We start from the raw sequence: 12,029 nt of genomic DNA, 5'->3' as shown, positions 1-12,029 counted from the left end.
AAAAGCATAGAAGGTATTATTATTTAATATTTTTTAAGAAATCTACAAAATTTCTTCACATTTATAAAATATAATAAATACAAATCAAAGAAAATAAATGAGGAGTGGTAAGAATGATGTTTGTGCCATTGATTATAATATTACTATTTTGGTATTTTACAAAAGATAGCGAATGTCATATAGCTAGTAATAATGGGGAGACGGCAATACAAATTTTAAATAAAAGATTAATTGACGGAGAAATCAGCGAAGAAGAATATGAATTCAAAAAGAAATTAATAAATAGTTAAGTTTTAATTTAACATAATTGGATTGAATAAGATAGAAAATATTATTTTAGAAAGGAGAAATAAAGATGTTAGGATTAAGTGGATGTCCTGGATATGGACCTATTACAGGCGGAGGAATGTGGTCAGGAATGGGAATAGGGATGATTTTTATGGGAGTTGCTTGGATTTTAGCAATAGCTTTGTTAATTATGTTTATTGTAAAATCATCAAAGAAAAAACAAAATAATAATCTAGCCTTGGAAATACTAAATAAAAGATTTGCTAGTGGAGAAATTAGTGAAGAGGAATATGTTAAAAGAAAAGAAGTATTAAGAAAATAAATATAAAACCATAAAATACAATAAACAGGCATGCAGGATTAATTTTAATAATTCCTGCATGCTTTTAGTACATTAACGAAAGCTTTAGTAGAGATACACGGAGGAAGTATAGAAGTAAAAATTGAAATTTATAAGGGAAGTGAATTTATTGTAAAAATACCTCTTAAATGACAAATGGGTATTGAATTAATTATATTAGAATATTATAATATAATTAATAAAAGAATTTATGGAGGTATTATTATGCAAATTAAAGTTTTAGGAATGGGATGTTCAAACTGCAAGAAGCTTGAAAATAATGTTAAACAGGCAGTAAAAGAAATGAATGTAGATGCAGAAGTTATAAAGGTAGAAAATATGAAAGACATAATGGCATACGGAGTTATGAGAACACCAGCTGTAGTTATAAATGAAAAAGTTAAATCATTTGGAAAAGTATGTACTGTAGAAGATGTGAAAAAGTTTATAGAGGATGAAAAATAAGATTTTTTAGTTTGAACGAGATTTTAAACAGCTCTCTGTGTAAAAACACAGGGAGCTGTTATTGTGTTGACGAGAAATAAAAATAATTTGTATAAATATTTAATATTAATGTGAAAAATATGAATTTTACTCTTATTTTTGTTGACACTTTTACTACATAAGCATATAATTATATTAGAAAATGCTTATATAGTTAAGGGGGAGTAATAGTGTCAAAAACATGGTATCCAGTAATAGATATTACAAAATGTGTTGAGTGTGGAATCTGTGCTGATTTTTGTAGTCATGGAGTTTATGAAAAAAGAGAAAATCATCCGGTTGTAGTAAATCCAGAGGGTTGCGTACATGGATGCAAAGGATGTTCAAAACAGTGTCCAGAAGGCGCTATCGAGTATGTTGGAGATAATGGACAAGAAAATGGTAGCTGCGGCTGTTGCTGTCAAAATTAGATTTTAAGAGGATGTGATTAGATGTTTACACCAGTACAATGGTTTGCAGATTGGTTAGTTTATAATATTATGGGTATAGATAAGGCATCAAAATTAGGTAGTGCCTTAAATTTCTTTTTCTTTGATACAATAAAGATATTTATATTATTACTACTAATAATATATGCCATTACTTTTATTAGAAGTTTCTTTCCGCCAGAAAAGACAAGAAAGATACTTGCTAAAAACAAAGGAAATACTTTTGTTGGACATATTCTAGCGGCTTTACTTGGAATTGTAACACCATTTTGTTCATGTTCAGCAGTACCGCTTTTTATCGGGTTTGTTGAAGCAGGAGTTCCACTAGGAGTTACTTTTTCATATTTAATAGCTGCACCTATGGTAAATGAAGTAGCACTAGGAATGTTATATGGATTATTTGGATGGAAAATAGCACTTTTATATGTAGCTTCAGGAGAAGTTATAGCTATAGTAAGTGGTATGATTATAGGTAAGCTTAAATTAGAAAAGTATGTTGAGGGATATGTTTATGAAATGCAGGTAGGAAATGTTGATATGGATATGCCAGATCCTACAATTCAAGAAAGATTAAAAGATTCATGGATATTTACAAGAGATTTAATAAAGAAGATTTGGATATACGTAATAATAGGTATTGGAATAGGTGGAGTAATGCATGGATGGATACCAAGTGGTGCACTTGCTCAATACGCAGGTAAAGATAATCCATTTGCTGTATTCATAGGAGTTGCCTTTGGAATTCCACTATACTCAAATGCAGCTGGAGTTATTCCTCTTGTTAGCGAACTTACAAGAGCAGGAGTTGCTATGGGAACAGCTCTTTCATTCATGATGGCAGTAACAGCCCTAAGCATACCAGAAATGATTTTATTAAAACAAGTATTAAAACCAAAGCTATTGGCTATATTTATAGCTATAGTTGGAACTGGAATAGTATTTACAGGATATTTATTTAATTTTGTAATATAGAGACATAGGATGAGCTTGATAAGAGCCCATCCTATTTTTCTATAAGTGTATAAAAATAAATTCAATTAATATATAATAAATATATATTAATTATAGAATTTATAAGAGAAATATAAACCAAAGAGTAAAAAGAGGTGTTGTAATATGGCAATTGATGATATGTATGTGAAAATATTTAAAGCTTTAGCTCATCCTATAAGAATAAAAATTGTAAGAAGTCTTATACCAGGACAATTATGTGTATGTGAGTTAAATGAGAATGTAGAGTTTACTCAATCTAATTTATCTCAGCATCTAAAAATATTAAGGGATGCAGGAATCCTAAAGTCAGAAAAAGATGGACTTAAGATAATGTATAGTATAAAAGATGAAAGAGTTATACAGCTTCTTAATATTGTTGAAAATATGATTAAGGATGAAATAAAGAATATGAGTGAGAGATTAGATTAATATAGTTAGGTAGGATATGTGTGGAGTTTTTTTTATTAAAATTCCACACAGTTTAGAGCTGATAATTAAAAGTGGAAAGTAATATTAATATCGTTATATTTGAATATATTAATATAAGTGTGTAAAATAACTAAAAATGTATTTATTTAAGAATAAATATTTTTAAAAATGTAATATAAATAAAATACTATTAGATAATAGTATTATTTGGAGGGATTAATATGAAAAGTTGGACTAAAGTTACTATAATAGTTGTTTTGTTACTAGCAGTTGTAGGTATTTATTATGGTAAGAACATTTACTTTAAAAAAGATGCTGGAGAGTCTGCAGTAAGCAGCAATTTAGAAAATATAATACAAGTGGAAAAAGGAGAACTTAAAAAGCCTGTAGTTATGGAGCTATCTACAACAACTTGTCCTGTATGCGTAAAAATGTATCCTATCATGGAAAGCATAGATAAAAAGTATAAAGATAAGGTTGTAGTTGGAGTTGTACATTTAGATGATGAGAAAATACAAGAAAAGGCTATAGAGTATGCACAAAAATATTCAGTAAGAGTTGTGCCTACTATGATTTTCATGGATGAAAATGGAGAAACTTTTTTAAGACAAGAAGGATACATGTCAGAAGAAGAAATATCTAAAGTGTTAAAGGCTATGGGAGTAGAATGATGAGTGAGCTTTTAAATAATTTTTCAAATTTAATTTCAAATAATGTATATATAGCCTTAGGAATTTCCTTTTTAGCAGGAATAGTATCATCTTTTAGCCCATGTATATTATCTACACTTCCTTTAGTTATAGGATATGTAGGTGAGTCGGGAGCAAAAGATAAAAAGACAGCTTTTAAATATTCCTTGTTTTTTTCGATAGGATTGGTTATTACCTTTACTGTACTTGGAGTTGTATTTTCATTACTTGGTCAATTTATGAATATAACAGGTACGTGGTGGTATTTAGTACTTGGAGTTATAATGCTTTTAGTTGGACTTCACTTATTAGGAGTAATAGGTAGTAGTGATAAGGCTTGCAAAATGCCAAACAGAAGAAAAGGATTTTGGGGAGCATTCTTTCTAGGAATTCTGGGAGGAGCATTATCTTCACCTTGTTCTACCCCTGTTCTTGCTGCAATATTAGCCTTTGTTGCACAAAAAGGAAATGTGATTCTTGGCGGATTAATGCTTTTACTATATTCTATAGGACATTCAATTTTAATTCTTATTGCTGGAACTTCCATAGGATTTGTTCAGCAGCTCAGCATGTCTAATAAGACTATGGCTGTAGGAAGGATTCTGAAAACTATTTTAGGAATTCTAGTGATTATAATGGGATTGTATTTGGTATATTTAGGAGTTTAATGTAATAGGAAAAAAAGTCCACAGAACTATTAGAATATGTAGATAAATTTCAGGTTATTGTATATACTAGAGAGTGAAAATTCTAGAGAGTTGTTTAAAGTATTAACGGCTATCTAGAATGAACATATTATAATAGCACATAGAGGAGAAAATGGAATGATAGGGTGGATTATTTATAGCGAAAATGAAACCGAAATAGTATCTGAAAGAAATGAAGTAAACAGATTTGTTGAAGAAGCTGAAGAGGAAGGAATACATCTAAGAGTATTGAAACCGGAACAAATAGACTTGTTTGTTACAAGCCAAAATAGAAAAAGTATACTCGTTGATGGTGAGATAACTACATTACCAGATTTTGTGCTTCCACGTATGGGAGCAGGAACAACTTATTTTGCTTTGGCTGTTATTAGACATTTAGAGCGTCTAGGAGTACCGTGTATTAATTCATCAGACCCTATAGAGATAGTAAAGGACAAATTGTATACACAACAAATATTAGCGGAAAACAATTTCCCAGTACCTAAAACTATGTTAGCCAAATTTCCAATAAATATTGATTTAATAGAAAAAAATATTGGATTTCCAGCAGTAATAAAAACTCTGTCTGGAACTCAAGGAAAAGGTGTGTTTTTATCAGATACTAAAAAATCTTTTAAGGACTTAATGCAATTAATAGAAATAACTAATTCTAAGGTTAATATTATTATACAAGAATTTATAAAAGATAGTTATGGTAGAGATTTAAGAGTATTAATAATTGGAGGGCGTGCTGTTGCTTGTATGGAACGAGTAGCTCAGGAAGATGGATTTAAAGCTAATTTTTCTGATGGTGGCATTGTAAAAGAATATGAATTAACACCTGAAATTGAATGGTTAGCAACTGAGGCATGTAAAGTAACAGGTTTAGAAATAGCTGGAGTAGATTTGTTGTTTGATGGAGACCATTATAAAATATGTGAAATCAATTCATCACCAGGATTTAGAGGAATTGAATCATGTTGTGATATAAATGTAGCAAAAGAAATTTTCAAATATTTAAAGATAAGATTTGGTATCTTTAAATAAATATTAAGAATTTAGCTTTCAAAAGAGAAGGTGACTATAATGGCAAAAATTCATACAATAAATAATTTAAATTCTACTACAAAAGAGATATCTAAAGAGAAGGAAGACCTTGCTTCACAAATAGCTAGATTAGTGAATGAAAATATGGCACATTCAAACAATAATACATACTCAGAAGATGAAATGAAGAGATTAAGCCATAATAAAACAGCTGAATCAATGTTAGATTTGATAAACAGGTCATATCTAATTTATTTGACTAATGAACAAGATGAAATAGTTGGATGTGGTATGGTAGTTAGACAAGATAATCGCTATTTTGCAAAAACTCTCCATATTAGATCAGATTATAGAGGATTAGGTTATGCTCAGCAAATATGTGATCTACGGGAGAAATTTCTTAGAACTATAGGAGAAAAGGAAATATATATAGAATCCTTAAAGTATCCTAAAACCATTGAATTTCATAAAAAACGAGGTTTCGTTGAAATTCCATTCTATAGAGAATTAAAATACACTTTATTAATGAAAAAAAATCTATAAGTCTATAATAAAAGGGGGCTGTCTCAAAATGATTTTTAAATCATTTTGAGGTTCAGCTCCTTTTTTATGTCTTTAGCTAATATTTTGATGATTTTTTAAATCTTTTTAGCAAAATATATTAGTAGTAAGTACAGTTTTTAGATTAAAGTTTTTAAATACTATTGTCGATATTTATCTAAAGGCTTTACTTAAAAAATAAGTTGTATAAATAGAGAGAGTGAGCAAGATTATGTATATTTAACAAAAACAATTAGTAGTTATAAACATCTCATTAGTTGAAGTTTTAAATATATTAGATAATGTGGAAAATTATGTAATGAAACTGAGGTGATTAAATGAGAAAGTTAGGATTTTCAAAACAGATAATGTTATTGCTTATGTCACTGGTAATTATCTGTACAGTATTAACAGAGGTTATTAGCTATAGTATGACATCAAAGCTAAATAATAATTTGGTGATGAACAATCTTCAAACATTGACAGAATCAACATATAATCTAATTGATTCGTCAGTCAATGCATCTATTAAAAATCATCTTAGAGCGATTGCAGAAAAAAATAAAAATATTGTTGAACTATATTATGAGAAGTTCATAAAGGGAGAATTATCTGAATTAGAAGCAAAGCAAGCTATTGAAAGCATTCTTGGAAGCCAAAGTATTGGTGAAACAGGATATATTTATATTGTAGATTCTACTGGAGTCTTAATAGATCATCCTGTGTTAAAGGGAGTAGATGTTTCGAGTTATGATTTTATAAAAAGACAAATTGAAAAAAAAGAAGGTTATATCGAATATTTATGGAAGAATCCTGGCGATGAAAGAAAGCCAGATAAAGTACTGTATATGACGTATTTTGAACCGTGGGACTATATTATTTCAATTTCATCCTATAAGTCAGAGTTCATAAACCTTGTTAATACTAATGACTTTAAAGATAATATTCTCTCTGTTACAATTGGAAAAACAGGATATATGCACGTCATGAATTCATCAGGAGAGTTGATTATACATCCTAAACAAGAAGGAGTAAGTATTTATAATTTTGTTGATACAGAAGGAAATTACTTCATACAAGAGATTATACAAAAGAAAAATGGTAGTATTATTTATCCATGGAAAAATCCAGGTGAAGAAGGATATAAAGATAAAATAGTAATCTATAAATATTATGAACCTATGGACTGGTATCTTTGTAGTGGGGTTTATATTGATGAAATCACTGAACCCATTGAACTAATGAAAAAGCGTCTATTTACAGTTTTTTGTTTCATATTTTCACTATCGGCTCTAATTGCGCTTATTTATAGTAGAATCATTCTGAAGCCTATAAAGCAACTTATCACAGCTACGGAAAAAGTTATCGGTGGGGAGTTTGATATTAGGATAAAAAGCAATAGAAATGATGAAATTGGTGAGCTTACAAAGATATTTAATGATATGATTTATAGAATCAAAAATTACATGGAAGAATTAAATATATCTAATTCTCGATTAGAAGAAATAAATACAACGTTAGAAAAGAAAGTTAAAGAGAGAACACGTCAATTGGAATTATTATCCAATCAAGATAGTCTTACAGGTTTATTCAATAGAAGAAAATTGGACGAATATTTAGAACAAGTATGGCCTAAATCATTAGAATATAAAGAGCCATTAGCACTTTTACTGATAGATATTGATCATTTTAAAGGCTACAATGATACGTATGGACACCCTGCCGGTGATGATTGTTTAAAAACAGTTGCTCGGACTATAAAAGAAATGCTAAGAAAAGAAATTGATTTTGTTGCGCGCTATGGTGGCGAAGAATTTCTTGCGGTATTGAAGAATACTGATCAAGATACAGCTTTGTTTTTAGCAGAACAAGTTAGAAAAGGCATTGAGAATTTAAAAATCCCTAACAGCTCTTCAAACATATCTAATTATGTTACAGTTAGTATTGGAGTTTGTATATTAAATCGATTTTCTAATAATGATTTAAAGACATTTATTGAGTTGACAGATGAGGCACTGTATAAGGCTAAGACAGAAGGTCGAAATCAAGTAAAGTTACATAATTATTAACTATATATACAGGCCGGGAAAACAATAGGTCAAACTTGGTTGTATCAATGTCCAAGTGACCTATGCTATTTTTTTATTTCACTAACTGCCAATGGTTCTATTTATACATTTCAATGATCTCATGTGCAACTTTAATGACCTCAGTTTTCACTTCTTCAGGTGATATAAGCTGTACATTATGACCGTATCCAAGAACAAATTCGACAGCTTGCCATTTTGCATTGAATTCGAGTATAAGCTGTATGTCATTCCCTGTAGACGTACATTCAATAATGTTTATAAACATTCTACTTTTAATATGATCGAGTGTTTCTACAGTTGTTTTAATTGAGATCTGGTATTTTGGAATAGACTTAATAAATTTTTGTGTTGATTCAGTCCAGTATTCTTTAAGATTAAAATCTTGAGGCCTATCAAATTCTTTATCTAGGATGGTTAAAGATTTTATCATAGAAATTTTGTAGGTCTTGATGATATTATCAATTGCAATTAAATACCAGATCCCCTTCTTATTGACTAAACCGAGAGGTTTTAGCTCAATAATTTTATCTCCTGTAGACTTTGAGTAACATATGTTAATTTCACGCGTGCCCCATATAGATTTTTGGAGTTGACCTAGAATGAAACAATCAGTTTCACTCGTTTTGTTCCAAGAATACATATCAATATAGATGTAGTTTTGCAAGTTTTCTATAAGATTGAGCTGCTGTTTCGATGTTGAGCCAATGAGTTTCAACAATGAGTGATGTGAGAGTGATTGAATATTTAGATCATTTAATATTTTTTGTGGGGGTGGTAAAAATAAGTATTGTAGTTCTTTATCATTAAGTCCTGTTAAATCACTCTTATAATCCCCAAGAAGTTTAATACCACCATCATGTCCTTGATCAGTAATTATTGGTACTCCAATAGAGGTTAATGCATCAATATCTCGATATATAGTTCGAACTGAAACTTCTAATTTTTGGGCTAAATCCCTAGCCGTGATTTTTTTGTGAAGTTGTAATAAGGATATAATAGACAATAATCTATCAGCTCTCATGAAAATCCCCTTTCATATATGACATAAGATGTCAGGTTATATGTATTATACTACATATGCAGCATAGAAAAATCAATGAATAAGTAGGAGGAAATATAATGAGTAGAAAAATAATTCTTAATTTAGCAATTAGTTTAGATGGATATATTGCTGATGAAAATGGTGGTTATGATTGGATAAAAGGAGATGGTGATACTAGTTTAAATACAGAGAAAGTCTTTAGCTTTCCAGAATTCGTTGATAGCGTAGATACGATTGTTATGGGAAAAAATGCCTATAAAGACTGCGGTATAGAAAATATAGAAGACTTTGAATCTAAGAAATTTTTTGTAGCAACTTCTAATAATATGGATAATTACGATAACGTAGAATTTATAAGTGGTGATATTTGCAGCGAAATTCAGAAATTACAAAAGGAAGAAGGTAAGGATATTTGGCTGTTTGGAGGGGCTGGTCTTACGGATTCTTTTATAAAAGCAGATATAGTTGATGAATATATTATCGGTATTATACCAATAATTTTGGGAAAAGGAAGACCATTGTTCCTTGGAAATAATCCAACTATAAAATTGCACTTAGATGAATGTACAGTGCAAGAGGGTATTACAATATTAAGATATTTAAAGAGAGTGGAATAAGTAGTAGAGAAAAATTAAAGTCAAAGTTGTGTGCTTAGATGCACTATACAGTAGTGGTGAAGTGGATACGCCTGTTAGAATAAGTCTAGCTTAGACTATCAATCTTCTATACGAATCCCCCACTTCAACGAATGAAATGGGGGAGAGTTCACGCTATTGCACGTACTTCATCAGAAGTATCATTTACCATATTTCTTATCCATTTAAATGACTTAAATCTTTTTATCATAAAGAAAACTTTTATAATCTCTTCAACTGCAGTAAATGCAACAACAAAATATACTGGTAAGTGCAGCACAAATGCAGCTATAAAAGCTAGAGGTATACCTATGCACCAAAGTGTAGCTCCTTGAAGTATAGAACCATAAGTAGCATCTCCGCCACCTCTAAGTATTCCAACTATCATAACCATATTATAAACCCTAACAACCATAATTAGTGAATATACATATAGTATATAAGTTGAAGCTAACTTAACTTCAGTTGATACATTAAAGAAAGAAATTATAGGTTTGGCTAATAGGAAAAGTATAATGCCTAAAACCAAAGATATTAATAAAGATAACCGAGCTATTTTCTTAGATGACTCTATGGCTACATCTTCTCTATTAGCACCTATTTCATTTCCTATTATAGCTAATGCAGCATAAGCAAGTCCAAAAGCAAATATCATAAATAAATTCATTATAGTTGAACATATTTGCATTGATGCAGCTGCGCGAGTACTTATTCTTGCATATATTGCAATGTATGTTACGTTACCAAGTCCCCAACAAGCCTCATTTAAAACTATTGGTATAGTTACAGTTGATAATGTCTTAGTTAGCTTTTTAGATAATCCTCTTAAATCACTTACTTTAGTGTTTAATACTTTGTCTTTAAAGTATACTGAAAATAATATCATACTACACTCGCATATTCGTGCAATAAGAGTTGCTATTGCAGCACCTTGAGTTTTAAGTTCAGGCATTCCAAAGTTGCCAAATATAAGAACATAGTTTAATATTGCATTTACAATAAGACCCAATAAACTTGCAAACATAGGTAATTTAGAATTTTCAACGCTTCTAAGTGCAGCAGCAAAAACAAAAGTAATACCTGTAAATATATAACTTATAACTGTTATTTTCATGTATTCACTACCTATAGAAATAACGGATACATCCTTATTGAATAATCCCATTATTTTTTCAGGTATCATAAGACCTATAAATACAAAGATTAGTGATATAAATAAACCTATAGCTAAAGATTTACTTAAAACCTTTTTTATATTATCTTTATCATTTTTACCCCAAAGCTGTGCAACTAATACTCCACAGCCACTACCTATACCAAATGAAAATAAAGTAAATAAGAAGTAGTATTGATTTGCAATACCAACAGAGGCAAGCTCTACTTCTCCAACTTTACCTATCATCATAGTATCCAACATATTAAGTGATGATGCTATTAAGTTTTGTAAAACTATTGGTAAAGTTATTACAAGTAAATTCTTATAAAATTTTTTATTATTTCTATAGTCTTTGATTAAACTAAATGACATGTAGAAACTCCCTTCTTAAAATATTTTATATATTAATTAGCAATCTAATTAATTAGCAAAAAAAAAGAACCTCCACTTTGAGTTTTTTTGAAGTGGAGGTTCGACACTTAGATATTTAAAAAATATCTCATATATTTAATTTTAATTAATATTCTTCTTTAAATTCTTTTATATCATAAGTAAAAAAAATTACTTTGTCAATAACAAAATTTAACTTTGAAAATATATAGGAACTCAAGGAGAGCTTGGAGGAATGCTTGTCAATATGAGAAGACTATGATAGTATATAAGCCTATAATAATTCCTATATGTTTTTGTAAAATTCAAGTTATTAATTACTATTCTTACGGAGTTGTAAAAAGGAAATTAAAAATAATTTTTATATATTAGAATTAACAATAACGAATGGAGGAAATGAATTTATGTTTGATTTACCAAATTGCCCAAAATGTAATTCAGAATACACTTACGAAGATGGAAATCTTTTTGTTTGTCCAGAATGTGCTCATGAATGGACTTTAGAAGCAGAAAGCGAAAATAGTGAAGATAAAAAGATTATCAAAGATGCAAATGGAAATGTTTTAAACGATGGTGATACTGTAACAGTAATCAAAGACCTTAAAGTAAAAGGAACTTCATTAGTCATAAAAATAGGTACAAAAGTAAAAAATATACGTTTGGTTGATGGAGATCATGATATTGATTGTAAAATTGATGGTTTTGGAGCTATGAAATTAAAATCTCAAGTTGTTAAAAAAGCATAGCTAGGCATTAAGCCTAGCTTTTTTTT

Annotated in this window: 15 protein-coding genes; 13 read left to right on the top strand and 2 right to left on the bottom strand. The window is 29.5% G+C overall.

Features of this window, described 5'->3' with window-relative positions; genetic code table 11:
• Positions 1-113 precede the first annotated feature (113 nt).
• The 11 genes from OXH55_RS06080 (at position 114) to OXH55_RS06030 (ending at position 8,013) form a co-directional block, all read left to right on the top strand.
• Entirely contained in the window at positions 114-290 is a 177-nt protein-coding gene (locus OXH55_RS06080; RefSeq protein ID WP_268048836.1) for an SHOCT domain-containing protein, read from the top strand.
• Between the two features lie 65 nt (positions 291-355).
• The gene (locus OXH55_RS06075) at positions 356-610 is read left to right on the top strand and encodes an SHOCT domain-containing protein (RefSeq protein ID WP_268048834.1); all 255 of its coding nucleotides are present in this window, start codon (positions 356-358) and stop codon (positions 608-610) included.
• Between the two features lie 243 nt (positions 611-853).
• The gene (locus OXH55_RS06070; RefSeq protein ID WP_268048832.1) at positions 854-1,093 is read left to right on the top strand and encodes a thioredoxin family protein; all 240 of its coding nucleotides are present in this window, start codon (positions 854-856) and stop codon (positions 1,091-1,093) included.
• A 209-nt stretch (positions 1,094-1,302) separates the two neighbouring features.
• Positions 1,303-1,542 (top strand): ATP-binding protein, encoded by a 240-nt coding sequence (locus tag OXH55_RS06065; RefSeq protein WP_268048830.1) that lies wholly within the window; start codon positions 1,303-1,305, stop codon positions 1,540-1,542.
• 21 nt (positions 1,543-1,563) lie between these two features.
• A complete protein-coding gene (locus OXH55_RS06060) occupies positions 1,564-2,532 on the top strand; it encodes a permease (protein WP_268048828.1) in 969 nt (322 codons plus the stop codon).
• A 144-nt stretch (positions 2,533-2,676) separates the two neighbouring features.
• Complete coding sequence (locus OXH55_RS06055) at positions 2,677-2,982, top strand: ArsR/SmtB family transcription factor (protein ID WP_268048826.1); 306 nt, start codon at positions 2,677-2,679, stop codon at positions 2,980-2,982.
• 221 nt (positions 2,983-3,203) lie between these two features.
• Positions 3,204-3,653, top strand: a complete 450-nt coding sequence (locus OXH55_RS06050; protein WP_268048825.1) for a thioredoxin family protein — start codon at positions 3,204-3,206, stop codon at positions 3,651-3,653.
• Entirely contained in the window at positions 3,653-4,339 is a 687-nt protein-coding gene (locus OXH55_RS06045; protein ID WP_268048824.1) for a cytochrome c biogenesis CcdA family protein, read from the top strand. The genes OXH55_RS06050 and OXH55_RS06045 overlap by 1 nt, the downstream gene beginning before the upstream one ends.
• A gap of 156 nt (positions 4,340-4,495) precedes the next feature.
• A complete protein-coding gene (locus tag OXH55_RS06040) occupies positions 4,496-5,404 on the top strand; it encodes an ATP-grasp domain-containing protein (RefSeq protein ID WP_268048822.1) in 909 nt (302 codons plus the stop codon).
• 39 nt (positions 5,405-5,443) lie between these two features.
• The gene (locus OXH55_RS06035; RefSeq protein ID WP_268048820.1) at positions 5,444-5,947 is read left to right on the top strand and encodes a GNAT family N-acetyltransferase; all 504 of its coding nucleotides are present in this window, start codon (positions 5,444-5,446) and stop codon (positions 5,945-5,947) included.
• Between the two features lie 335 nt (positions 5,948-6,282).
• On the top strand, positions 6,283-8,013 hold the full coding sequence (locus OXH55_RS06030; protein WP_268048819.1) for a sensor domain-containing diguanylate cyclase: 1,731 nt from the start codon (positions 6,283-6,285) through the stop codon (positions 8,011-8,013).
• A 97-nt stretch (positions 8,014-8,110) separates the two neighbouring features.
• On the opposite strand, the gene OXH55_RS06025 is transcribed toward OXH55_RS06030, so the two are convergent.
• Positions 8,111-9,055 (bottom strand): helix-turn-helix transcriptional regulator, encoded by a 945-nt coding sequence (locus OXH55_RS06025; RefSeq protein ID WP_268048817.1) that lies wholly within the window; start codon positions 9,053-9,055, stop codon positions 8,111-8,113.
• A gap of 98 nt (positions 9,056-9,153) precedes the next feature.
• Between OXH55_RS06025 and OXH55_RS06020 the strand changes: the two genes are divergently transcribed.
• On the top strand, positions 9,154-9,693 hold the full coding sequence (locus tag OXH55_RS06020) for a dihydrofolate reductase family protein (RefSeq protein WP_268048815.1): 540 nt from the start codon (positions 9,154-9,156) through the stop codon (positions 9,691-9,693).
• 148 nt (positions 9,694-9,841) lie between these two features.
• Here the strand turns inward: OXH55_RS06020 and OXH55_RS06015 are convergent, their stop codons facing one another.
• Entirely contained in the window at positions 9,842-11,239 is a 1,398-nt protein-coding gene (locus OXH55_RS06015; protein WP_268048813.1) for an MATE family efflux transporter, read from the bottom strand.
• 422 nt (positions 11,240-11,661) lie between these two features.
• On the opposite strand from OXH55_RS06015, the gene OXH55_RS06010 reads away from it, so the two are divergent.
• A complete protein-coding gene (locus OXH55_RS06010; RefSeq protein ID WP_268048811.1) occupies positions 11,662-12,003 on the top strand; it encodes a zinc ribbon domain-containing protein YjdM in 342 nt (113 codons plus the stop codon).
• Positions 12,004-12,029 lie beyond the last annotated feature (26 nt).

Source organism: Clostridium ganghwense (assembly GCF_026735165.1).
GTDB lineage: Bacteria > Bacillota > Clostridia > Clostridiales > Clostridiaceae > Clostridium_H > Clostridium_H ganghwense.
This window is presented reverse-complemented; position numbering and strand designations above follow the sequence as displayed.